The organism is Fibrobacter sp. (genome assembly GCA_017503015.1).
Taxonomy (GTDB): Bacteria; Fibrobacterota; Fibrobacteria; order Fibrobacterales; family Fibrobacteraceae; genus Fibrobacter.
On sequence record JAFVTX010000060.1, the window covers coordinates 1 to 24,469 of the forward strand.

Here is a 24,469-nt window from a genome sequence, read left to right on the forward strand (position 1 = left end):
AGGCTAGTAATGAGTTGTCAGTTATGAGTTGTGAATTCTAATAATCGCGCCTTTGGTGCCAAATTAAAGGACTTCCCCGCCCCCTCTTCTGTCATCCTCGCGAAGGCGAGGATCTTTTTTGTATCTTTAGAGGGAACAAAATAGCACAGGAGCATAGTATGTCCGATTGGCTGTTCAAATCATGGATCAAGGTTTCCGTCGTGACGGTCATCCTTTTCTTTTTTTATCACCTTTTCATCTCCCTGAAACTGGAACAGGAAGATTTCAAGAACAATTCCAACGACCAAGAGTAGGCTCACCTTATGGAACAAAACAAGGACATTGCCGACATCCAGGCCGCCGAAGCGGTATTCCACAAGAAGAAAAAGTTCATTTTGTGCTACCACAGCTTTAGCGTCATGAATTTCAAAAAGGCCCGTGTGCAAATTCGCAAGATTGCAGAAGCCGCAGGCTCTCCCATCAGCATCGCCGTGGTGCCCGCCTTTGGCGCCGCTCCGGAATCGGAAGCCGAAGAATTCCGTGAAGAACTGGAAAAGTTCGTGCAGGAAGGCTACGAAATCATGCTCCACGGGGCACGTCACCGGGCAGACCTTTCCCTGAAGCGCAGCCTCCAGGGCAAGCTCGCCCTGCTGATTTCCAACAACGAGGCCGAATTTGCCGGTCTCAACGAACGGCTCACCCAGGCGCTTCTCAAGCGTAGCCTCGCCCTGTGGAAGGCCCACGGCACAGGCAAGCCCTCCGGATTCATTCCGCCCATCTGGTTCGGGAACAAGTTCCTCAAGCAGCAGGCCCTGGAAATCTTCGACTACTACGAAGACTACCACGGCATCTACAAGAAGATCGGCGACAAGATCAAGAAAACCTATTCCAAGACCCTCAGCTTTTCCATTATTCCAAACGCGCTCCTGGGTCTTGCCCAGACCTACGCCTGCCTCCGGATGCTCCTGCCGGGCGGCACCCACCGTCTGGTGTTCCACGAAAAGGATTTCAGGACCATCGGCGAGAAACGCATCTTGAACATGGTGCGCTACACCTCCACCATGCGCGAAAAAATCATGTACAAGGATCTGTAAGGTCAGAATCTCGGGAATCAAGATATGATGCTCAACAAGTTTCTCTCCCGGACGGAATACAGTTCTTACGACGACCTTTACAAGAACTTCAAGATTTCCATTCCGGAAAATTTCAACTTTGCCTACGATGTGGTAGATGAATACGCCAAGGAAGAACCCAAGCGCGAAGCCCTAGTCTGGTGTGACGACGAAGACGAAAGTCACATCTTCACTTTCAAGGATTTGTCGCTAGCCTCCCAACGCACGGCCAACTTCTTGGTAGAACAGGGAATCGTCAAGGGCGACCGGGTGATGCTCATCCTCCGCCGCCGTTACGAATTCTGGTTTTTCCTCTTGGCGCTGCACCGCATTGGCGCCATCGCCATCCCGGCCACCAACATGCTGGCCGCCGAAGACCTGGAATACCGTTTCAAGGCTGCCGACGTGAAAATGGTGGTGACCTACGACGAGCCCACCCTCCAAAAAGAGGTGGACAAGGCAAAATCCAAGTGCCCCTCCGTAGAAAAGCTGGTGACCGTGGGCCAGACCGCCCGCCAGAACTGGATCAGTTTCTACGACGACTACGAAATCTTCCCGGCCAGTTTCCCACGGCCCACGGGAAACGCCGCCACCCATAACGACGACATCATGGTGGTGTACTTTACCAGCGGCACAAGTTCCAACCCCAAGATGGTGGCCCACACCTACACCTACCCTCTGGGACACATCGTCACCGCCAAGTACTGGCAGCACGTGATTGAGGGAGGCCGCCACCTGACGGTTGCCGAAACCGGCTGGGCCAAGGCCCTCTGGGGAAAAATCTACGGCCAGTGGATTGCAGGCTCTGCCGTGTTCACCTACGACATGAAGGTATTCATTCCGGGAAAGCTCCTGGAGAAAATGGCCGAATACAAGGTCACTACCTTCTGCGCACCGCCCACCGTGTACCGCTACATTCTGCACCACGGCCTTTCCAAGTACGACCTTTCCAGCCTCAAGTACTGCACTACCGCAGGCGAGGCGCTGAACCTGGACATCTACAACCAGTTCTTCGAGCAGACAGGCATCCGACTGCAAGAAGGTTACGGCCAGACGGAACTGACCCTCACCACCGGAAACTTCGGATGGGATATCCCGAAGCCGGGCTCCATCGGCAAGCCTTCGCCGGGCTACCGCATGGAAATCGTCAACGCCGAAGGTGACCCCTGCGGCGTAGATGAAGTGGGCGAACTGATTATCCAGATTGACCAGGGCAAGCCCTTCGGCATGTTCGGCGGCTACTACCGCGACGAAGAACGTACAGAGAAAGTGTTCGCAGGCGGAGTTTACCACACCGGCGACACCGCCACCCGGGACAAGGACGGTTATTTCTGGTTCGTGGGCCGCACCGACGACCTGATCAAGAGCTCCGGATACCGTATCAGCCCCTTCGAAGTAGAAGAAGTGCTCCACAAGCACCCCGCCGTGCTGGAAGTGGCCGTCACGGGCATCGAGGACAAGGACCGTGGCCAGGCCGTGAAGGCAACCATCGTGCTCCAGAAGGGCTACGAGGCCTCCAAGGAACTGTCCAAGGAAATCCAGCTTTTCGCAAAGAAGATTGCCGCCAGCTACAAGAGCCCACGCATTATCGACTTCGTGACGGAGCTGCCCAAGACCATCAGCGGAAAGATCCGCCGGGCCACCATCCGCGACAAGGATGCTTCGGCACAGGCCGCTGAAAAAGCCGAAGCACAGGCTGGCGAAAGCACCGAAACCTCGTCCGAAAAATCAGAAAACTAACGGCATTCCCGGAGGTATGTCATGAGTAACCGCGTCCTCAACATCCTCGTTCCGGGAATCGGGCTCCCCCTTTCCCTGGGTACCGTCTATAACTACTCCCAGTACTCCGTCAACATCATGGAGTGCTTCGGCATTTCAAAGTTCCAGGCGGACATCGGGTTCACCCTGATTATCTTCTTCTTGGGGATGTGCGCCGCTACCTTCGGGCGCATGGTGGAACTGAACCCGAAACGGATGTCGGTGGTTTCCACCACCTTGTTCGCCATCGGCATGTTCACCCTCTTTGCCGCCACCAAGTTCGGTATACTCCCGCTGTACTACATCGGCTGCTCCTTCATGGGGGCGGGCACAGGCATCGGCTACGTGTGCCCCATCAAGCAGTTGCTTTCCAACTTCAGCGACCACAAGGGCCTGGCCTCGGGCCTTGCCATCACGGGCTTTGGGGCAGGCAAGTTCGTGGCCGCCCCCGCTATCGAGTACCTGCTGGCAAACTTTGAACTCCCCTACCTGTTCCTGATTCTCGGATGCGCCTTCTTGACGGTCATGTCCGTATGTTCCTGGCTATTCAGGCCCAATCCCGCCTTTATCATGACCAAGAAGACGGCCATCCCATTCAAGGACTTGGTTCACACCAAGTTCCTCACCATGGAATACGTGTCCATCTGGGTCATGTTCTGCATCAACATTTCCTGCGGACTTGCCCTGATTGCCCAGGAAAAGAGCCTGCTGAAATACCTGGGCTTCAAGGAAATCGCCCTCATCATGGCCCTTACCGCCGTGTTCAACGTGCTGGGCCGTTTCGGCATGAGCACCCTCTCCGACTATATCGGCAGAAAGGGCGCCTACCACTACGTTTGCTCCCTCAGTATCTTGGCGGCGTTCCTCTGCTATACAGAGCAGGCCTGGCTTGCCATTTGCGGTATCATGATGGTGGAATTCGCCTACGGTGGAAACTTCTCCGTGCTGCCGAGCCTTTTGGCCAAGCGCTTCGGAACCTCCTGCGTTTCCACGGTTCACGCCATGACACTATCCGGCTGGGGAATCGCGGGCATCATCGGTCCTACCCTCGGAAACATCTTTACAGGGAACAACCTGTTCCTGGTGCTAGGCGGGCTTTACCTGTTCGGATTCACCATGATGGAAATCTTCGTGAAGAAGGATTCCCACCAAGAAATCAAAGGTGTGTAAAAGGAGATGCCCGACCAGGTCGGGCATGACAACGCCAACGATAAATCCTATAGGCTCTTGAAAACTTTCCTGGCGGCATCGACGGTTCGGTCGATGTCGTTTTCTGTATGGGCGGCACTCACGAAGATGGCCTCGAACTGGCTAGGCGCCAGATAAATTCCCTGGTCCAGCATGCCCAAGAAATACCTGCGGAACAGTTCCAGGTCGGATTTTTGCACGTCGGCAAAACACGTGACCGGACCTTCGGTAAAGAAGATACAGCCCATAGAGCCTACCTGGTTTGTAGAAATGGCGAGCCCTGCAGAGGCGGCTGCGTCCTTGAGGCCTTCAAGCAGGCGCTTGGTCATCGATTCCGCATGCACGTAGTATTCGGGATGGGAGTTCAATTCTCGCATGGTGGCAAGACCTGCCGCCATGGCCACCGGGTTCCCAGAAAGGGTTCCAGCCTGGTAGATTCCACCCAAGGGCGCAATCTGCTGCATCACGTCCAGACGGCCACCGTAGGCACCTACCGGCATGCCTCCGCCGATAATCTTTCCGAAGGTGGTCAGGTCCGGCTTGATGCCGTACAGCCCCTGGGCGCAGTGGATTCCTACACGGAATCCCGTCATCACCTCGTCCACAATCAAAAGGGCGCCGTGTTTCTTGGTCTCTTCGGAAAGGGTCTGCAAGAATTCCGGCTTGGCAGGCACAACCCCCATGTTTCCGGCCACAGGCTCCACGATCACGCCGGCGATTTCGTCGCCAATCTTGTCGAACAGTTCCTTCACTCCCGCCACATCGTTGTACTGTAGCGTCAAGGTGTACTTGGCCAGGTCGGCGGGTACCCCCTTGCTGCTGGGCTTGCCCGTGGTAAGCATTCCCGAACCAGCCTTGATGAGTAGGCTATCGCTATGGCCGTGATAACAGCCCTCGAACTTCACAATCTTGTCACGACCGGTAAACCCTCGGGCCGCACGGATAGCGCTCATGGTGGCCTCGGTCCCGCTGTTCACCATGCGAATCATTTCCACGCTGGGCACAAGGCTCATCACCAGCTTGGCCAGTTCCGATTCCAGGCCGCAGGGCGCCCCGAAACTGAGACCGTTCTGGGCCGTTTCTGCCACCGCCTTGATAACCGCGTCGTGGGCGTGTCCCAAAAGCATGGGGCCCCAGCTGCCCACGTAATCGATGTAGTCGTTTCCGTCCACGTCGTAGATGTGGCTTCCCTTGGCGCGGGCAATAAAAGGAGGTGTGGCCCCCACGTTGCTGTATGCACGGACGGGGCTGTTCACACCGCCGGGCATCAGGGTCTTGGCTTCGGTAAAAAGTTTTTCGCTAATGGAGTGGTTCATAGCCACCAAAATAGAAAATCCGACCCAGAGGGCCGGACTTTTTTAAGCATACCTGTTTTACAAACGATTATTCGGCAGACATCTTATTGAAGTTTTCGCAACCTGCTTCGGCCATTTTCTTCAGGTCATCAGCTGTAAGTTCTCCGGCATCTTCTTCCGTGTTATTCTCGGGGAAGTCGGAATAGGTAATGAGAATCTTGTCGCCTTCAAGTTTCCAAGTCGTTTCATTAGTGCCATAGCCAGGAACCGTCTGCACCATCGTTGCAGAGTTTTCTCCCGTCTTGACTTCGCACTTGGGGTCGGAACCACCAGCGGAGGAAGAGTCATCGCCACAAGCGGTGAAGATAGCGGCAGCGCCGAGAGCGGCAAGAAGCATGAGTTTTTTCATTTTTTTTCTCCATTGAACGCAAATAAATTTGCTTTGTTAAAATGTTGTAATCAATTTATATTTTTTTTTGCACTAATAACAAATCAACACACAAAAAATCGTAAAAAGAAAATTACAACAAACCCTTCTCCAGAGCTTCCTTGGCGTGGTAGGTGATGATAATGTCGGCGCCCGCCCGCTTGAATGCAAGCAGGTTTTCACGAATGATGGCATCTTCGTCGATAAGGCCAAGGTTTGCGGCAGCCTTCACCATGGCGTATTCACCGCTCACGTTGTAAACGGCCACCGGCACATCGCTGATTTCGGCGGTCTGGCGGAGCACATCCAAGAAGGCAAGACCCGGTTTCACCATCACAATGTCTGCACCTTCTTCCAGGTCCAATTCCACTTCGCGCAAGGCCTCACGACCGTTACGCACATCCATCTGGTAGCCCTTGCGGTTGCCGCACTGGGGAGCAGAACCGGCCGCCTCGCGGAAGGGTCCGTAATAGGCGCTGGCAAATTTCGCGCTGTAAGACATGATCGGAGTGTTCTTGAAACCGTTCTCGTCCAGCTTTTCGCGGATAGCCGCCACGCGGCCGTCCATCATGTCGCTGGGTGCCACCATGTCGGCACCGGCAATGGCATGAGACAGGGCGGTTTTCGCCAAAAGCTCCAGGGTAGCGTCGTTATCCACTTCGCCGTCCTTCAAGATGCCGCAATGACCGTGGCTCATGTATTCGCAGAGGCACACGTCGGTAATCACGTACAACTCAGGGAATCTCGCCTTCAAGGCCCGGACCGCGCGCTGGATAATACCGTCATCGTCGTAGGCGGCGCTCGCCATTTCGTCTTTCATGTCGGGAATGCCGAAAAGCAAGATAGACTTGAGCCCAAGGGCAGCATAGCCGTCCACCTCTTTCAGAAGTTCGTCGATGGAAAAACGGAACTGTCCCGGCATAGACGGAATTTCTTCCTTGATTCCGGAACCTTCCTTTACAAACAGGGGGTACACCAGGGAAGCCGGATTCACGGCGGTTTCGGCAACCATGTTTCTGATGGTTTCGTTCTTGCGCAGACGACGGGGACGTTTAATCATAACGGACTCCTAGTGATATTCTTTGCTAAAGATAATATAACAAAACCCTATCGCTTCATGCACGAACCCGTTTTTCTACCCAACAAAAAGGACTTTACCACCTTAATCTCGGATTCGGACAATGGTCCTCGTGACCGTCAGGCCAGACCCACACCTCGTCGGCAAAAGGGCACTCCAGCGATTTTCCGTCACAATCCTTACCGGATACGGCACAGGAGCCGCCTCGGACTTCGAAATACAGACTTCCTTCGCAACGGACCTCATCGGAATGTAACACACCCCGCAACCGTTCCAAGGCACCTTCGGGCAAAGAAAACCTTTCCCGCAATTCTCGTGACGCACAGCCCAAAAACACCACCGGATTCCACTTGATCCGACTAATGCCGACTCGTTCCGTCCATCGCAAAAGTTCCGGCGCGAAATCCGCATTTTCCCGATGGAGCGTCACCTGCAATGAAACAGTGGCCACAGCCTGCGAACTATCGCCCTCCAGCAACAGCCTACGAACATCCAGCAGTTTTTCCACATTGGCTTTCCACTCGTCTTCGGGCAATCCACCCGTCTCGTAAGAAAGGGTACTCACCTTGATGTCGCTGCAGGCAAGTAGCAGGCTTTCCAGTCTTTCGTCACTTCCCCACTTTTTAGGAAAACTCCCGTTGGTAGTCAAGTTCAAAGGAATCCCGCGACTCATGCACAATTCCAGCAATTCTTCGAAATGGGAATAAAGTAAAGGTTCCCCCATAGTGGAGGGAATCACCTCCCGCACACCTGCATATTTTTCAATGGAACGCAGTACCACTTCTACGGGCATCTCACCAAAGCCGGAGGGCCCTCCCCGCTGGTTCAAAAAGCACAGCGGGCAGTGTAAATTACAAGTGTCCGGATTGGTCAGTAAAGTCAGACGGCGCATGGGATAATTCTGATTTCTGACTCCAGATTTCGGAGTTATAATTCCGAACTCCGAAATCCAAATTCTGAATTATTTGTTCTCTCTCAGGTACTTAATCGCCGCAAGAGCCGCCCTGGCGCCTTCGCCTACAGCTATAGACACCTGCAAGATACCGCCGGTACAGTCCCCCGCCGCATAGAGTCCCGGAAGGGTGGTCTGCAAATCGCCGTCCAGCACCAACTTTCCCTGGTCAAAGGCGGCACCCGCCTTCAAAGCCAAATCCGTAGCGTTGGCGCTACCTAGGGCCACAAACAGCCCGTCAAATTTTTCTTCTGAACCGTCTTCGTAGCGCACGCCCTGAAAAGCACCTTCGCCTACTAGGCCCTGCAAATGCCGCTTTTCGATGCGGACCTTGTCAGGGAATTTTGCAGAAACTTCTGCACCGTTGGTCAAAAGGGTTGCGGAACCCACCACCTGCAAAAGCTCTTCGGTTTCGTGAAGGGCATATTCGCCGCTCCCTAGCACGGCCACGTTCTTGCCCTTGTAAAAGAAGGAATCGCAAACGGCGCAATAACTGACCCCGTGGCCTTCCATCTCGGCCATTCCCGGCAGCGGGTGCTTTTTGCGGGCAGCGCCGGTAGCCATGATGCAAACCTTGCCATGATAAGATGCCGTAAGCCCCTTGGCCACAAACTGCGAACCGTCAAACATCAGGTCCATCACTTCGTCATCGACAATCTGCGCGCCAAGATCCAGAGCCTGTTTCTTGCCCACCTGCAAAAGTTCTTCGCCGGTCAGGGGCTTTTCTAGGCCGTAATAGTTCTGGATAGCATGGGCTTTAGAAAGTGCACCGCCATCCTTGCCCACCAACAGCACATCGAGCCCAGCACGGAGCCCGTACAGCGCCGCAGAAACACCAGCAGGACCATATCCCAGAATCAAGATATCCGCTTCAAAGTTATCCATCTCAGCCTCCTAAAAGACTACGCCATCGTTTCCTTGATGCGGGCCCATCCGTCTTCGGGAATCTGGGCGCCCATCACCTGCACTACTTCGTTAGAAACAAGGCTTCCCAGGTTACCGGAGCGTTCCATGTCCCAGCCGTTCATGTAGCCGTACAAGAATCCCGAAGCCCACAGGTCGCCTGCACCAGTGGTATCAATGGCCTTTGCAGAACCAGCCTGCACGCGGGTCACTACACCATCTTTAGCAATCAAGGCGCCCCGCTTTCCGATTTTTACCACGGCCACCTTCGCCTTCTTGGCAAGCACTTCCAAAGCCGCCTCTTCCTTGACCCCGGCGTAGGCAAAGGCCTCGTCTTCGTTGGCGATAATGATGTCAATCATCTTTTCTTCGAAAAGTTCGTCAAACAGTTTGCGGCAGGCATCCACCACACCGAAGCTGCTAAAGTCCAGGGCCGTTTCTACCCCCAGGCTACGGGCAAGGGTAAAGGCTTTCTTGAAACATTCCCCGTTAAAAGCGCGGTAACCTTCGGCGTAAAGCAGACCCACGTCGTCATAGAGGGCGGGCACAAAGTCATCGCTCCCTAAAAAGTCAGAAGCCCCAAGGTAAGTCCACATGGAACGCTGGGCATCGGGAGTCACCGCCGAAAACACACAGCCCGTAGCCGCACCGGAAAGTCCCAGCTTGGATTCCACGCCGTTTCGTTCCAGGTGTTTCTGGAAAATTTTTCCCAAGTCGTCGTCACCGATTTTAGAAATAAAGGCGGCCCTGCCTCCCAGACGCGAAAGCCCCACCATGGTATTGCAGGTAGAGCCACCAGGCACGCGCACAGGGTTCTTCAGCGACAGCAGGAACTTTTCCATCTGGGGCCAGTCCACCATGTTCATGCCGCCCTTCTGCACTCCCTGGGATTCAATCCAGGAGTCATCCACATTGGCCAGAATATCTACCAGGGCAGCGCCCATTCCCAAAACTTTTTTCATCAGTAACCTCTCCTACGGCGCAGCCTCTCGCTGGCCTTCAACAAAAACTGCCGTTCAGATTCCGTCAGCGACTGGATTCCCTCTGCATTGACTTTTTTCAGGATTTCGTCCATCCGCTTCTGTTCGTCCATGTAAAAGACTTCGCCTTCCAGAACTTCAGGCTCTTCGACACGAGCTTCTGTCCTTTGCCCATCGCGATTTTCGGTATCAAAGGGATTGTTCCATTTTTTATAGCGGCCGGGATGTTTGGAGAACAAGCGGAAAAAGCCGGACAAGGGCGAATTGTAAAGAATACTGGAGCTCTTGGTAAACACATTCTGGTACAAGGCCATGTAGATAAAGCCCGCCACCACGCCACCCAAATGGGCAAAGTGGGCAATGGTATCGCCGGTATTTGCAAACATTACATCAAAGGCAACCATCACCCACATGGCATGCTTGATTTTCATGGGGATAATAAAGAACATCAAGATGCGCCTTTCCGGAAAAAACTTGTAGTATGCCACAAACACGCCCATCAAGGCACCAGAGGCTCCGATAATGGGATTATGGGTGAGTCCCAGAATACTCATGGCAACACTGAAGATAGCCGCAAATATTCCGCAGAAGAAATACATGAAGGCAAAATGCTTGGTACCCATCCATTCCCCGACCTCTGCACCGAACATCCAGAGCATCAGCATATTGAAAAAGAAATGCATAAAATCTACATGGATAAACATGTAGGTTACGTAGCGCCAAGCCTCAAAGGGTGCGGTCGGCAAAAAGGCTCCAAAGTAGAGGATATACTCCTGAAGCGAGCCGTAGCCAATACCGGGCAGGTTCAAATGCAGCCCCAGCATACCGCCCACGATAGCCGCAATCGCAAACACCACAGCGTTTGAAATCAGCAGGACTCGAATAACCTTGGGTAAGAATCGAAAGGGCGTCATACTTAACGGCTATTTTTCAACAACAAGGGAATGACTTCGACATGGACATAGTTCGAGAGTAATTCTCGACCGTCCACCGTATCCGAAACGCCGGCCTTCAAGAGTTCGCGAACCACGGAACTGCTTAGCGACAGGTGTTCCGAAGCGCTGGAGAAAATAACCGTTTCGCATTCGGGATAAAGGGTCCGATTGTTCCAGGCGATGGACTGTTCATATTCAACATCCATAGCACCGCGCACGCCCCGGACCAAAAACTTCGAACCGACGCTTTTCATAAAATCCACAGTCAGTCCATCATAAGATGTCACTTTCACGTTCGGGATTCCGGCAACGGACTTGTTTATGAAGGTCAGGCGGTCCGATTCCGAAAACATATTCTTCTTGGAAGCATTTACGGCAAGGACTATCCACAGTTCGTCAAAAAGAGCAGCGGCTCTTTTGACAATGTCCAAATGCCCCAAGGTAAACGGATCAAAGGATCCTGCAAATACAGCAATTCTTTCCATGCTGTAAATATAGTTTTATGCCAGATTCACAAAGCTAGTTACTAGTTACTAGTTACTAGAGAAATCTTGCATAAATCAACTTGTAACTACTTTGACCTACAAATCACCAACGAGGATTCCCCATAGCGGCGGACCTGAACCAGTCCAGCGTCGGAGGCCTCTTTGACCCATGCAGGCAGATTTCGACTGGGCGCTTCGAATACGGCCACACCACCCAGATTCAGCCACTGCCAGAAAGAGCGCAAGTCAGGATATTCCACATCCTTGAATGGCGGATCTGCATAAATCAAATCAAACCCACCCTCGGCACATAGCTCCTCTTTTTCTAGTGTCAAGGCATTCTTTTCGTACAAAGTAAGTTTCTTTTCCAAGGACAAAGCCTTGTACCCTTGCAGCAAGAGATGTGCTTGGGAATGAACCATTTCCACAGCCACCACATGGGCCGCTCCACGGCTCAAGGCCTCAATTCCCATAATGCCCGAACCGGCAAACAGGCCCAGCATGCGGAATCCATCAACGCTTTGCAAAATGTTAAAAAGAGCCTCACGGGTCCTCGAACCCGTTGGCCTAGTTTTCATGCTGGGAGGAGAAGGGACCATCCGTCCACGAAGGTCCCCGCCCGTGATGCGAATAGGCATTTAAGGAACCACGAACATCACGAACTGCATTGAGCTCTGGATGTCATGCTTGGCAAAAATCATTTCCATCTTCGTGACGCCTACACGAACTGGAGATTCCAGCATCGCCGACACAAAATTTTGCAACTCCGGGAAATCTGAGTTGGCAGACACCGTGTAAGAATAACGCTTGTACACGCCAAAATCCTCTACGGTCGGCTTTTCGAGCCCCTTGAAATTCAGCTTAACATTGGTTGCCAAAGCCTTCAAAGTCTTAATTTCTTCGGCCACCTCAGCAGATTTCACAAAACTCGTAACAGCAGCCAAGTTCGGAGTCGACACATTAAACAATCCAAAGGCCGTAATGTCAGTAGCCGGAGCATTTTCCGGCAGCGGAGGTGTTCTAAAGTCTGCACTCACTGCCTTTACCCGTTCCAGGAAACTACGCTGAGAAGTGGGCTTGGCAGCCACACCACGGATATAGTAATAGTTGGGAGTCTGGAAAATACAATCAGAAAAGCCAACATCATCGGGTGTCGCCGTAGCAAGGAACGTAAGGAACTGAGCGCTAGCCGCCTTCTGGTAAGAAATCTTTTCTAGGGGCAAATAGGACTCGTAGCTCGTGCGGCTGTTGTTGTACAAAGCCTGAGGATTGATTTCCGCAACCACCTGCTTTACAGACATTCCCTCACGCATTTTGAGTACCGCACGTTCAGCAGCAGCCTCCGCTTCCAGGACTCCACCAGCAGTGGTAGTCTGCCCTGCACCCAAAGTCAACGTCTGACTCGGATCCTCAGCTCCAATTAAAGATAAGTACGCCTCTGGCAAGGCACCCTGCAAAGGACCGGGAACCCCAAACACGCTCAGGAAACAGCTGAACGCAACAAAGACAAAGGCTGCAGCAAGACCAACTGTCAGCAATTTCGACTTGGAAGATTTTCTTGCCGCATTAACATCGGTAACGTGAACCGGATTCACGTTTTCCATTAAGGACGATCGTTCAGCAGCCTCAATAAGGTTCAAGTGAATCATACTTCCTCCATGAGGTTCAAGGCAGCGCCAATTGCACCGGCACAGCTAAGAACTGCGGCAGAATCTTCTTCTTCCACCGGAAGTCTTAAATTGGAGAAGGAATCCATCAAAACAATCTGATATTCCGGAAGAGCCCCCTGCAAATTTTTCATAAACAGAGGATCCGTTGCCAATTCCCCACACAAATGGATTTGTTTTACATCAAAGGAGACATCATCTTCCTTTGCAAAATCAATCTGTTCACGAATGCCGTTGGCCAGGAATCCGTAAGCCTCTTCAGCAGATTTATCCACTAGTGAAAGAGTAGACACACAACGCAAGTCCTGCAGTCTATCCTTCGAAATCCACATCATGGTTACACCCGCAAAATCAGCCTTAATCACACATTCCAAACCATCGATATGGTCAGCCGCATCCATTAAGTTCAACAGCGAGAGCACATCCACTTCCATAGTCTTGGGCGCTAACCCCTTGTTGCGGAATCCTTTACGAACTCCATCCACCCATTCACGACGAACGGCAATCAAAAGAACCGTCTCCCCAACAGTAGCGTCTCCGCACAGGACCTGATAGTCCATGATGTAAGACCCCTTTTCGGCATTGGTAATAAGTCCAAGATACCACTCCAGGTAGTCTTCACGGTTGGCACACGCCTCTGCAGGCACATACACCTGCCTCACAATAGAACGAAATGCCGGAATAGACAAGGATACCGCCTCCACAGACTCTTGCTGGACGGATTCCAACCAGGCCTGGAGGACCGTTTCAAAAGTGTAGACGTCATCCAGAGGACTGGTCCCAGTCTGGAGAACGGCCGTACGCAAAACCCGCTTTTCAGCGGAGTCCAACAGTGCCACTTTTAGGGAAGCATCCCCAACCTCAATACCTAGATAAATCTTCGTATCACTCATATACTCAACGACTTATGAAAATGTACATCCTAAAACTAATCAAAAATCACCCCCTGTAGGAGGCCTTCCAGTTTTTTCTTGCCGATTCCGGGTACTTTTTGCAAATCCTGAGGGCCCGAAAATGGGCCGTTTTGGGCACGAAACGCTAAAATTTTCTCAGCAAGCTTGGGTCCTACGCCTTTTAGGACGCACAATTCCTCCACCCCTGCAGAATTGACATGTATGGGCAATTTTGGCTTTTTTTGTTTATTTTTTATGTTTTTTTGTTTTTTCGTCTTATGTTCGGACGAATCAACTTTGGTTACTTTATTCGTAACTGTGCTAAAGTCAGGTCCGGACTTTTTCGAGATATAATCCCTTTCAGCGACATATTCCAAATTGGAGTATTCTTCCACCTGCCCAATGGCGGGTACACCCCAGGGTAGATAGCGGAAAACCAGCCCAAGTACCAAAAAGACCAGGGCCATACGGAGGATTTGTTTTTCGGGAGCGTTCATCAGAAGCACCTACGGACTACGCAGGGGCTCCTTAAATCGTCCGTCTGGCAGCCCCTGCTTTTTTTGTTCATGTAGCAAGGCTTCGACGGCATTCGCGTCAGAAGGCACATCCACAGAGATGCTCTCATAGGGACTCTGGACCATACGGATAGGGCGAATACCCATAATCCGCATCTGCTCCAAGGAGCGCTCCAGTTCAAGCTTACTCTGGGACAAAGAAGTAAATTCATCGCGGGACTTGCGGGAATAGGCGTAGATTCCCTGGTGCTGGAACCACCGGCCAGCTTCGCCTGCAGGAATTTCCCGGCGAAAATCAACGGCAAAACCGTCCTTGACCAGAACCTTCACCACAGTCTTCAGGGGAACGTCTTCTGGCTTAAGCGGGCAGGCCACCGTCACCCAGCAGTCCGGGTTTTCGGCAAGAGTCCGGGCGACATCGCACAAGACCGAAGGCTCTACCAAGGGTTCGTCACCCTGCAGGTTCACCACCAGGTCAAGGTCCAGGGCACGGGCGGCCTCTGCCACCCGGTCAGAACCGGTAGCCGCCTCCCCCGTCAGCAAAAATTCGAGCCCAGCGCGGGAAACCACCTCGGCAATCTCGTCGCTGTCGGTAGCACAGACGATGCGGTCAAAGCATTCTGCAAGGGCCGCCCGCTCCAGGGTGCGGACAATCATCTCCTTGCCGCACAACTTGAAAAGCGGCTTCCCGGGAAACCGGGAAGACCCCATGCGGGCAGGAACAATACAGGATACAGGAGACATAGTCCAGGCAAAGGAGGCTTCTAGCCGCCAATGACCTTGGGAATGGCGAAGTGGTCGTTTTCCACCGCCGGCGCATTTGCAAAAGCCTGCTCTAGGGTGAATCCCTGTACAGGTACGTCTTCGCGAAGAACCGTCTCGCCGGTTTCGACGGCGGTCATAGGTTCTACATTGGAAAGGTCCAGAGCCTTCAACGCTTCCAGATGATTGAGCATCTTGTCCAGGTGGCCCTTGACGGCAGGAATTTCCTCTTCGGAAATGCTCAGGCGGGACAACTTGGCCAATTTCAGGACTTCATCGGTTTCAAGCATAGGACTCTCCAATCTTTACGAGGAGTAAGATAGAAAATTTTGGAATGAAAGGCAAATGAGTGGTGAGTGGTGAGTGGTGAGTTATGAGTTATGAGTTATGGGTTGTGAGGTGTGAGGTTCGAGGATAACACCTCTTGAGACCGGCTATCCTAACCACTAAACCCTAGCCCCTAGATCCTAACCCCTAAGCCCTAGCCCCTATACACTACCCCACCACCTGCAGGGCGGCATATTTCAGGATAATGGTACGCAGGTTCCCATCGCCAAAACGGACATCTACACGGGCGTTGTCCCCTTCGCCGTAACAGCGGGTAACAGTCCCGACTCCGTACTTGATGTGCCGCACCTTTGCTCCCGGATGGAAAGGATTCTCGCTATACTCGTCATAGACAATGCGAGGGCCCGACGTATCCACAGAACTAGTGGTCGGCGCCACCTTTATGGGATTGCGATAGACGATACGCCGGTCGTTCTTGCGGACCGAATCCGGAACGGAACTCCTGGAACCTCCGAACCGAGACCCGCCCGAAAAGCCCGACGAACTCGAGCCCGAAGTTCCGGAGCCAAAGCTCCGGTTGCGAACAAAAGACGGGGCGCTATTGTAACGGGGCTTTTCAGGAGCATCAGGCGTCCAGCCCGAAAAGGCGGGCCGTTCATCTATGCAGGGCGTAAATTCCACGACAGAAGGATCCAGTTCCTTCAAGAACCGGGACGGCGCAAAAGGCCGGATAGTTCCCTGGAAAAAGCGACGTTCCGCATGGTACAGGTAAAGCTTCTTTTCGGCACGGGTACAGCCCACGTAGAACAGGCGACGTTCCTCTTCAAGCTGGTCGTTGGCCTCCTTGACACTCAGCATGGAACTTTCCCGAATCAGCGGGAAAATACCGTCGTCACAGCCGGCAATGTGCACCGTATTGAATTCTAGACCCTTCGCCATGTGGATGGTCATGAGAGTTACATGGCCCTTAGAATCGTCCACCTTCTTGTCGGCGTCGGTCAAGAGGGAAATATCCTGCAAGAAGGCGTCTAACGTGGCCCCCGGATGTTCCTCGTCGAATTCACGGATGGCGTTAATCATTTCATCGACGTTGCCTATCCGTTCGTCTGCAGAAAGCTCGTCGTCTTTCCGCAAGAATTCCTTGTAGGCGACATCGTTTACAATCCGTTCTGCCAGGAGCGGAAGCGGAGTCTCTCCGGCGGCCACCAGTTCTTTCCAGGACTGGACCAAGTCCACAAAGCCTTTCAGCTTGGGAGCGGAACGGGACACACCGCTAGCCTCGGCCACAAGCATCTGCCAGAAGGTTCCTTCGCCATTTCGAACGCGGGCAAGGACATTCTCTACTGAAGTCTTGCCGATGGCACGGGGCGGCGTGTTGATGACCCGCAGGTGGGCGGCATCGTCCTTTTCATTTGAAAGAAGACGCAAATACGAAAGAATATCCCGGACTTCCTTGCGGTCCCAGAACCGCGTGCCGCCAAAAATCACTGATGGAATGCGGTTGTCGTTCAAGGCCTTTTCTATCACGCGGGACTGGGCATTGGTGCGGTAAAACACCGCCGTCTTGGAGTAATTCGCCTCACCCGCCACGGCAATCAAATCCGCTATCTGCTGGGCTTCGCTGCGGTCGTCCATCGTGTGCCGTACCCGGATGGGGTCGCCGGCTTCTTCCTTGGAATACACCACCTTCTGCATTTCCAGGGGGCGCACGTTGTGGGCTATTACGGAGCCCGCCCCCTTCACGATATTTGACGTAGAGCGGTAGTTCCGTTCCAGCTTGACGATAGTCACCGGGGCAAAATCCCTATGGAAATTGCGGATGATCTTGATGTTCGCCCCACGCCAGCCGTAAATGCTCTGGTCGTCGTCGCCCACCACTGTCACGTTTTTCTGCTCGTTAATGAGCAACTTCAAAAGTTCATACTGCACGTCGTTGGTATCTTGATATTCATCTACCACCACGTACTTGTATCGCTCCGCCAGCTGGTCTGCCAAGTGGGGTACTTTCTGGAGCATGAGCACCGTATTGAACAGCAGGTCGTCAAAGTCCATGGCGTTGGATTCCTTGAGGCGCTTCTGGTATTCCCCGTAAAGCCTGGCCATTCTTTCCTGGTCGGCAAATTCAGCCCGCATCATGGCGATTTCGGGAGTCTGCAAAACAGCTTCGCCGTTGGTATATAGAATGGTGTTCTTGTACCGAGAAATGGCTCCGTGAAGTTTTTTTACTTCGGACGCATCGTAATTTTCGCCCAGTTCTTCCTTGAGGATTTCTTTCAGAATCCGTTTCTGGTCATCGTCGTCATAGATGGAGAAATTGTTGTCGTACCAGGAGCCACCCATGGCGTGAATCACAAAATCTTTGGTCAGGCAAAGCCTCAAAAGTTTCAGGCACACGGAATGGAACGTGCCCATCCAGTTGAAGGCCAGGCGAAGCTGCAAAAGTTTCTGGATACGCTCTTTCATTTCGCGGGCAGCCTTGTTGGTAAACGTCACCGCCAGAATCCGGTCCGCCTCCACCTGATGGAACGACACCAGATGGGCAATCTTGTAGGTGATGGCACGCGTCTTGCCCGAACCCGCCCCGGCCAAAATCAGCATAGGGCCGTCAATCTTCTTGGCAGCCGCCGCCTGTTCCGGGTTCAGTTCACGATTCAAGACAACATCATCAACCACGTTAGCCATCAAAAAACTCCTTGCACAAATGTACAATATAAAAATTTTTTCAAAACAAATTGTATATGATAAAACGCAGGCCCATGAGGCCTGCGTTTTTTTCTTGCCTTGCGGCAAGTCTCACCCTACTTTCTTCAAAACTCAAAAAAGAGAGTGCTTCCGGTAGGTCCTACCCCGCGGTTCGATCCGGCATCCCTTCTCCAGAACCAGGACTTACTGGAAGCACACCCATAATATAACCCCAAAATAAAAGCCCGGACAAAAAAATCTGTCCGGCCCATAATCCACATTGGAATGTTCTTAGTTAGGCGGTAAGGGTTAGGTATTAGGGCTGCAGGGGACAAGATGTGTCGCGCGGGTTACAGGATGCACCAACCTCAACCTCACGGCCAAAGATGGCATTGCTGAAAAATGACAACTCACAACTCATCACTGACAACTGCCTTTGCCTGTTTCCACATCTGCTGCAGGCCTTCCAGGCCCACCTCGGGCATTTCCTTGCCCATCTCCTTGCACATGGCCTCTACCTTGCGGAAACGCTTCTCGAACTTGCTGTTTGCCCGCTGGAGCGCTATGGAGGCATTGAACCCGCAGTGGCGCGCCACGTTCACCAAGCTGAACATAATATCGCCGAATTCGTCTTCCAGGCGGTCGATATTTGCATTTTTTTCAGAAATTCCTTGCATTTCGGCGCGAAATTCTGTAAATTCTTCCTGGGCCTTTTCAAATACAGGTTCCCGGGCGTCCCAGTCGAACCCCGCCCTAGCGGCTCGACGGATGATGTCCTGGGCCCGGGCGAGCGGCGGCATGCTTTTGCTTACTTTGTCCATAACGGACCCGCCGGCTGTTTTCAGATTGTTCTTTTCGGAGGACTTGATTTTGTCCCACTGCCGCGAGACTCCGGCGGCGTTCTCCACATGGGCATCCCCGAACACGTGAGGGTGCCTGCGGACCATCTTTTCGCAGATTCCCTGCACCACGTCATCAACGGTAAAGTCACCGGACTCCTTCATGACCTGGGCGTGGAACACCACCTGCAAGAGCACGTCCCCAAGCTCTTCGCACATGTGGGAGGCGTCCCCTTCTTGGGCGGCATCGATAAACTCAAAACACTCTTCTACCAAGTAAGGGAGCAGGGAATGGGTGGTCTGTTCCTTGTCCCAGGGGCATCCGTTTGCAGAACGGAGGCGCTCCATAATCTTCACCAAGTCGTCAAAGGAATATTTCATACCATGAAAGATAGAAACACCACCGCCTGCATCACCGAACATTTTCCCCTTTTGCTGGATTCTTCCATTTACCGCCCGAACAGGCTGTTCATCAAGGGGAACATCCCCGAAGGAATCGGGGTGGCCATGGTGGGCACCCGCAGGCCCTCCAACAGCGGGCGGGAACTCTGCCGCCACCTGGTCAGGTCTCTCCAGGGGACCCGTGCCGTGGTGGTGTCGGGACTTGCCCAGGGCATAGACTTTTACTGTCATGAGGCGGCCCTAGATTTCGGGATTCCGACCATTGCAGTTCTTGCCCAGGGGCTGGGGGCCGCCATACAGGGGTCACGAAAATTCCTGGCCGACCGGATTCTGGAAGAAGGCGGGGCCCTGGTCAGCGAATACGAAGGAAACACCTCCAGCTTCAAGGGAAACTTTGTCGCCCGGAACAAGATTATCAGCGGGCTTTCCAAGTGCACCGTCATTGTCCAGAGCAAGGTCAAGGGCGGAGCTCTTCTGACCGGCGAATTCACCAAGAAAGAAGGCAAGGCGCTCTACGCCTGCCCCGGAGATTTTGACTGCGAGGTAGCCGGCGGCACCAACCAGCTGCTGGACCAAGGAGTTGCCTCCCCCGTTTTCATTCCCGAAAATCTGTACAAAGTAATAGGGCTCCCTCGCACCCAAGGGCCGCAGATTGCCGAACTCGAACGGTCGGGCTGCAGCCTAACCCAAGGCGCCAAGGAACTGTTCTTCAAGTTCAAGGGATTCCGAAAAACTTTTTCGGAGATTCAATCCGAGTTGACCCTAGCAACTCCCCAACTTTTAGCTATATTAACAGAACTGGAAATCGCAGGCCTTGCCGAGAGCAAGGACAATTTCCAGTTCTATTTCAACGGAGAGCCCTGATGCACAAAAAGAAATACATCGCCATCATTGCCGTGCTGTTTCTGCTCTCCATCGTCGTTGCCGAACTGGCCTTTGGCAAGAACAGTTTCCCCAGGCAGAACCAGGTCAAGCAAGAAATTGCCATGTACCAGGCCAAGGTGGATTCCCTCAACGCCCTCATCGAGCAGTACAAGAAAGAAATCGAACTGCTCGAAAACGACTCCCTCTACAAAGAAGGAGTCCTCCGCAGCCGCTACGGCATGAGCCGCAAGGGCGAAAAAGTCTTTCAGTTGGTGGAATAAAGGCTAGGCCATTTTACTTGCGTCGCTGGTAGAAACTTCTACCTTGCCCGCAAAGAAGCTGTAGGCCGCAGGCACAATAAAGAGGGTCATGAAGGTGGCAAAGGTAAGGCCGCCTGCGATAGCGATGCCCATAGCGATGCGGCTCGGGGTGCCGGTGAGTATCAGCGGCACCGCGCCCAATACGGTGGAAAGGCTCGTCATGAGGATTGGGCGGAAGCGGCGTTCCGCCGCTAGCCGAGCCGCCTCCAGCTTAGAACATCCCGTATTGGCCGCAATCTGGTTTGCAAATTCCACAATCAAGATACCGTTCTTGGTCACAAGGGCAATCAAAAGAATCAGGGCGATTTCGCTAAAGATGTTCAGGGTCTGCCCCGTAATGAACAGGCAGGCAAGTGCCCCCGCCAAGGCCAGCGGCACCGTAAAGAAAATCACGAAGGGTGCGCGGAAACTTTCGAACTGCCCCGCCAGCACCAGGAACACCAGCGCCAAAGCCAGCAAGAACACGATGTAAAGCCCGCTGGAACTTTCCTCGAATTCCTTGGAAGAGCCACTCAGGGCAGTACTCACGCTGGGGTATTCCTTAAGAACCTCTTTTGCAATCCGGCGCATTTCTTCGACGCCGTCGCCAATGGTCTTGCCGGGAACGAGGCCCGCCTGAATCGTGGCGGCGCTGAAACGGTTGTAACGCGGAAGCGACGGCGACGCCGACTGTTCGCTGTAGGTGACAAAATTCTCGACGCTGACCAGCTCGCCCTTGCCGTTCTTGACCGTCAGCAAGGAAAGCCTTTCGGGAGTGCTGCGGTACTGGTAGCCCACCGCCCCAATAATGTCGTACTGGCGTCCATCCTTATAGAATTCCCCATAAGACTGGTCACTGATGGCCAACTGCACCGCCTGGGCGATATCGTTGACGCTGACCCCTTCTTCGTTGGCCTTGTCCCGCAAAATCTCGATATGGAGTTCCGGCTTGGTAAAACGCAGGTTGGTGTTCACCACGCTGAATACGGGACTCCTGCACGCCGCCTCTTCGAACTTGGGCACCAGAGTACGCAGGACTTCGATATTTGGCGCCTGCAACACGAACTGCACCGGAAGCCCGCCGCGCTGGGTACTGATACTCTGAGGCTCAAACACCATCACCCGCAAATCCGGGTATTCACTGCCCAAAATCTGGATAGAACGGGCAATTTCGCTCTGGGGGCGACGGGACTTTTTGTCATTGTTCAAGAAGATGCGCATTCTGGAGTTACCCGCATTCCAAGCACCCGCCTGGATTTCGGTATATTCGTTGCTGTCCATCAGCGCAATCACCTCTTCGGCAAAGGCGTCGGCCATGCGCTTGGTACGGTCCAGGCTCACGCCCTCGGGCATGTTCATGTTCACCATGACCGCGTTGGAATCCTCTGTAGGAGCCATTTCACTACTCATGTTGGTGTAGCAGAAATAGGCCGCCACCAAAAGCCCAAGCACCACAGGGAACAGCAAAAATCGCAACTTTAAGAAAACACCCAGAAGTTTCGAGTAAATCCCGTTCAGCCCGTCAAAGAAGGGCTCCGTCACCCGGAAGAACCACCCCTGTTTTTGCTGCCGCAAGAACTTGGAGCAGAGCATGGGCGAAAGCGTCAGGGCACAGAAGGTAGAGAGGAACACCGTACCGATCATCACCGCCACGAACTCCCGGAACAGAAGCCCCGTGGTGCCGCCCAAAGCAAGCACCGGCACGAACACCGCCATGAGCACCACAGAAGTGGCGATTACCGCAAAGAAAATCTCGTTGGTACCTGCCACGGCCGCCTGCTTGGAATTCATGCCCTGCTCAATCTTGTGGTAGATGTTTTCCACAATCACTATAGCGTCGTCCACCACAAGGCCAATGGCAAGGACCATGGCAAGAAGGGTCAGCACGTTGATGGAAAATCCGCACAGATAAAGCACAAAGAAACTCCCCACCACGGAAACGGGAACCACCACCATGGGGATAAGAGTGGTGCGGGCTTCCCGCAAGAAGGCGAAGATAATGGCAATCACCAGCAAGAAGGCGATAAAGATGGTCTCCACTACTTCCTTGATGCTGGCGCGGATATTGATGGAAGTGTCCCGACCGTAAAGCACCTGCACGCCTTCGGGAATCTCCCTGCGGATATCCTCTACCCGCTTGTAGAATTCGTTGGCGATTTCTACATGGTTAGAACCTGGCTGCGCCATCAGGGCGAGGGTAATGGAATTCTTGCCGTTACGGCGGAATCCCGTGCGGGTATCCTTGGGTTCGTAATGGACATCCGCCACATCCGATATGCGGATTACGGTTCCGTCGGCGGCGGTCTTTATCGCAATGTTCTCAAAAGCCTTGGGGTCCAGGATTCGTCCAAGAGTGCGGATAGAAAGGGTGGTCTCGCTACCTTCGATAGTTCCCGAAGGCAATTCCAGGTTGCCCTTCTTGAGGGCCGCCGACATCTCCGCTCCGGAAACGCCCAGGGCCTGCAAGCGCACGGGATCGATCCACAGGCGCACCGTGGGCCGCTTTTCGCCCCATATAGCCACCTCCGAAACTCCGGAAATAGTCTGCAGGCGCTCCTTCACCTGGTTGTTCGCAATTTCCGAAACCTCCATGGGGTCCAGCTTGTCGCTCACCAAGCTCAGCATCAGAATCGGGTCGTTGTCGCTATCGGACTTGTAGACCGTCGGTTCGTCCACATCGTCGGGCAAGCGACGGCGCACGCGGCTCACGCGGTCGCGAACTTCGTTGGCGGCCGCCTCTAAGTCCATGCCGGTCTCGAACTCGATGTTGATGGAGGAAAAACCGTCGCGGCTGGTAGAGGTAAGGGCCTTGATGCCCGAGGCGCTGTTGATGGAGGCTTCCAGAATTTCGGTCACTTCGGCTTCTACCACGGCGGCGTTTGCGCCAGGGTAAGAGGTTCTCACCTGGATCAGCGGGTAATCAACGTTGGGGTATTCACGCACGCCCAAATTGGACGCGCCGAAAAAGCCCAACAGCAAAATCACCAGGGCAACAACGCTCATCAGTACAGGGCGGCGGACCGAGAGCTGGCTGATGCTCATCAATCCACCTCGTAATTCATGGCGCGTCTGATTTCCTTGATATTGACATCCACCCCTTCCCTGAGGCTGATAATCCCGGAAACAATTACCGTATCGCCCTTAGAAAGCCCCGACGTTATTTCTACAGAAAAGGGAGTACGAAGCCCTGTCTTCACATGCTTGATATGGGCCTTGCCATTCTGGACAACAAACACATAGGCACCTTCCCTGTCGAGAATCAACGCCTCGGCAGGAATGGTGGTGCTCTTGGTCTTGCCGGGCTTCATCTGGATGGTGGCGCTCACGTAGCCGCCCGCAATAAGCTTGCCGCTGGAATTATCGACAGAAACCACCACCTGCCGGGTACGGCTGCTTTCCGAAATGGTGGCATCCAGGGCAGAAACCTTCCCCTTCTTCTCTACATTCCGTTCCTGGTCCTTCAGGGTGACCCGGTCCCCCACCTTCACGCTAGAGGCATAACGCTGGGGCACGGCAAAGCGGGCCTTCAATTTTTTCACGTCGCTAAGTTCGGCAACGGGAGCGCCCGCGTTCAGCCACTGGCCTACCGAAACATCCACCAAGCCAAGCTTACCCGCAAAGGGGGCCCGAACCTCTGTCTTCTCAATTTGGGCTTTGATATACTCTACACTGGCTTCCGCCGACTGTAGGTTCGCCACAGCCGCTTCCAAATCTTCTTGAGTCGCACCTCCCTGCTGGTACAAAGTGCGGGTGCGCTGCTCCCGCTGGGCAGCAAGAGAATAGTTGGACTCCGCCTGCTTCAGCTGAGCCCTGAGTTCGGAATCGTCCAGCTTGGCAAGGAGAAGCCCCGCAGGCACGCTGGCACCGTCCTTGGCATGAAGTTCTACCAGGCGGCCAGAAACGGCAGCACTCAAGGAGACGCTGTTGTTCGCCTCCAGAGTAGCCATGGTCTGGAATTCCTGCTTCTGATTCGAGAACTCCGCGATGTAACCCTCTACGTTCAGGCTGCGACCGCCCTTCGCAGGCTTTCCGCCTGCTCCCTGAGGAGCGTCCTTGGCAGAACAGGCGACAAGCATCGCGACAGTCAAAAGTAGTAGGAACAGGTTTCTCATAAAAATTTTCAGGTTTTCAAAAATCACTTATTTAGATGATCATCAAATTCATAT

General features: G+C 53.4%; 23 protein-coding genes. 5 read left to right on the top strand and 18 right to left on the bottom strand.

Translation table 11 applies throughout. The annotated features are described in order from the left end of the window. The first annotated feature begins 302 nt into the window (after positions 1-302). Genes IKB43_11170 through IKB43_11180 form a run of 3 tightly spaced genes read left to right on the top strand, consistent with a single transcriptional unit; the run spans position 303 to position 4,019 of the window. Positions 303-1,073, top strand: coding sequence for a polysaccharide deacetylase family protein (locus IKB43_11170; protein MBR2470687.1), 771 nt, complete (start codon positions 303-305; stop codon positions 1,071-1,073). Positions 1,074-1,097: 24 nt separating this feature from the next. Then, positions 1,098-2,831: an AMP-binding protein gene (locus IKB43_11175; GenBank protein ID MBR2470688.1), complete on the top strand. Its 1,734-nt coding sequence runs from the start codon at positions 1,098-1,100 to the stop codon at positions 2,829-2,831. Between the two features lie 21 nt (positions 2,832-2,852). Further along, complete coding sequence (locus tag IKB43_11180; GenBank protein MBR2470689.1) at positions 2,853-4,019, top strand: MFS transporter; 1,167 nt, start codon at positions 2,853-2,855, stop codon at positions 4,017-4,019. Positions 4,020-4,066: 47 nt separating this feature from the next. Here the strand turns inward: IKB43_11180 and hemL are convergent, their stop codons facing one another. From hemL to mazG, 16 genes are all read right to left on the bottom strand, one after another. Next, a complete protein-coding gene (gene hemL / locus IKB43_11185) occupies positions 4,067-5,353 on the bottom strand; it encodes a glutamate-1-semialdehyde 2,1-aminomutase (GenBank protein ID MBR2470690.1) in 1,287 nt (428 codons plus the stop codon). A gap of 67 nt (positions 5,354-5,420) precedes the next feature. Further along, entirely contained in the window at positions 5,421-5,741 is a 321-nt protein-coding gene (locus IKB43_11190; GenBank protein ID MBR2470691.1) for a hypothetical protein, read from the bottom strand. Between the two features lie 112 nt (positions 5,742-5,853). Further along, positions 5,854-6,819, bottom strand: a complete 966-nt coding sequence (hemB, locus tag IKB43_11195) for a porphobilinogen synthase (protein ID MBR2470692.1) — start codon at positions 6,817-6,819, stop codon at positions 5,854-5,856. A gap of 94 nt (positions 6,820-6,913) precedes the next feature. Beyond that, positions 6,914-7,729, bottom strand: coding sequence for a radical SAM protein (locus tag IKB43_11200; GenBank protein MBR2470693.1), 816 nt, complete (start codon positions 7,727-7,729; stop codon positions 6,914-6,916). A 69-nt stretch (positions 7,730-7,798) separates the two neighbouring features. Continuing rightward, complete coding sequence (locus IKB43_11205) at positions 7,799-8,674, bottom strand: NAD(P)/FAD-dependent oxidoreductase (GenBank protein ID MBR2470694.1); 876 nt, start codon at positions 8,672-8,674, stop codon at positions 7,799-7,801. Positions 8,675-8,691: 17 nt separating this feature from the next. Next, positions 8,692-9,654, bottom strand: coding sequence for an adenosine kinase (locus IKB43_11210; protein ID MBR2470695.1), 963 nt, complete (start codon positions 9,652-9,654; stop codon positions 8,692-8,694). Further along, complete coding sequence (locus tag IKB43_11215; protein MBR2470696.1) at positions 9,654-10,586, bottom strand: rhomboid family intramembrane serine protease; 933 nt, start codon at positions 10,584-10,586, stop codon at positions 9,654-9,656. The genes IKB43_11210 and IKB43_11215 overlap by 1 nt, the downstream gene beginning before the upstream one ends. Before the next feature lie 2 nt (positions 10,587-10,588). After that, entirely contained in the window at positions 10,589-11,092 is a 504-nt protein-coding gene (coaD, locus tag IKB43_11220) for a pantetheine-phosphate adenylyltransferase (GenBank protein ID MBR2470697.1), read from the bottom strand. Positions 11,093-11,178: 86 nt separating this feature from the next. Next, positions 11,179-11,730: a 16S rRNA (guanine(966)-N(2))-methyltransferase RsmD gene (gene rsmD / locus IKB43_11225; protein MBR2470698.1), complete on the bottom strand. Its 552-nt coding sequence runs from the start codon at positions 11,728-11,730 to the stop codon at positions 11,179-11,181. Beyond that, positions 11,731-12,741: a hypothetical protein gene (locus IKB43_11230; protein ID MBR2470699.1), complete on the bottom strand. Its 1,011-nt coding sequence runs from the start codon at positions 12,739-12,741 to the stop codon at positions 11,731-11,733. Continuing rightward, a complete protein-coding gene (locus IKB43_11235; GenBank protein MBR2470700.1) occupies positions 12,738-13,565 on the bottom strand; it encodes a hypothetical protein in 828 nt (275 codons plus the stop codon). The genes IKB43_11230 and IKB43_11235 overlap by 4 nt, the downstream gene beginning before the upstream one ends. A 122-nt stretch (positions 13,566-13,687) precedes the next feature. Then, positions 13,688-14,149 (bottom strand): helix-hairpin-helix domain-containing protein, encoded by a 462-nt coding sequence (locus IKB43_11240; GenBank protein MBR2470701.1) that lies wholly within the window; start codon positions 14,147-14,149, stop codon positions 13,688-13,690. Positions 14,150-14,158: 9 nt separating this feature from the next. Further along, the gene (locus IKB43_11245) at positions 14,159-14,911 is read right to left on the bottom strand and encodes an NTP transferase domain-containing protein (GenBank protein MBR2470702.1); all 753 of its coding nucleotides are present in this window, start codon (positions 14,909-14,911) and stop codon (positions 14,159-14,161) included. A gap of 20 nt (positions 14,912-14,931) precedes the next feature. After that, entirely contained in the window at positions 14,932-15,219 is a 288-nt protein-coding gene (gene gatC / locus IKB43_11250; GenBank protein ID MBR2470703.1) for an Asp-tRNA(Asn)/Glu-tRNA(Gln) amidotransferase subunit GatC, read from the bottom strand. A gap of 205 nt (positions 15,220-15,424) precedes the next feature. Further along, positions 15,425-17,899, bottom strand: coding sequence for a UvrD-helicase domain-containing protein (locus IKB43_11255; GenBank protein MBR2470704.1), 2,475 nt, complete (start codon positions 17,897-17,899; stop codon positions 15,425-15,427). A gap of 410 nt (positions 17,900-18,309) precedes the next feature. Next, entirely contained in the window at positions 18,310-19,119 is an 810-nt protein-coding gene (gene mazG, locus IKB43_11260) for a nucleoside triphosphate pyrophosphohydrolase (protein ID MBR2470705.1), read from the bottom strand. Between the two features lie 3 nt (positions 19,120-19,122). Between mazG and IKB43_11265 the strand changes: the two genes are divergently transcribed. Both IKB43_11265 and IKB43_11270 read left to right on the top strand, forming a co-directional pair. Next, complete coding sequence (locus IKB43_11265) at positions 19,123-20,004, top strand: DNA-processing protein DprA (GenBank protein MBR2470706.1); 882 nt, start codon at positions 19,123-19,125, stop codon at positions 20,002-20,004. Beyond that, positions 20,004-20,285, top strand: a complete 282-nt coding sequence (locus IKB43_11270) for a septum formation initiator family protein (GenBank protein ID MBR2470707.1) — start codon at positions 20,004-20,006, stop codon at positions 20,283-20,285. Before IKB43_11265 ends, IKB43_11270 begins: the two co-directional genes overlap by 1 nt. A gap of 3 nt (positions 20,286-20,288) precedes the next feature. Here IKB43_11270 and IKB43_11275 read toward each other — a convergent pair whose 3' ends face one another. Together IKB43_11275 and IKB43_11280 are read right to left on the bottom strand one after the other, a co-directional pair. Continuing rightward, positions 20,289-23,345: an efflux RND transporter permease subunit gene (locus IKB43_11275; protein ID MBR2470708.1), complete on the bottom strand. Its 3,057-nt coding sequence runs from the start codon at positions 23,343-23,345 to the stop codon at positions 20,289-20,291. Continuing rightward, entirely contained in the window at positions 23,345-24,415 is a 1,071-nt protein-coding gene (locus IKB43_11280; GenBank protein ID MBR2470709.1) for an efflux RND transporter periplasmic adaptor subunit, read from the bottom strand. Before IKB43_11280 ends, IKB43_11275 begins: the two co-directional genes overlap by 1 nt. Positions 24,416-24,469 lie beyond the last annotated feature (54 nt).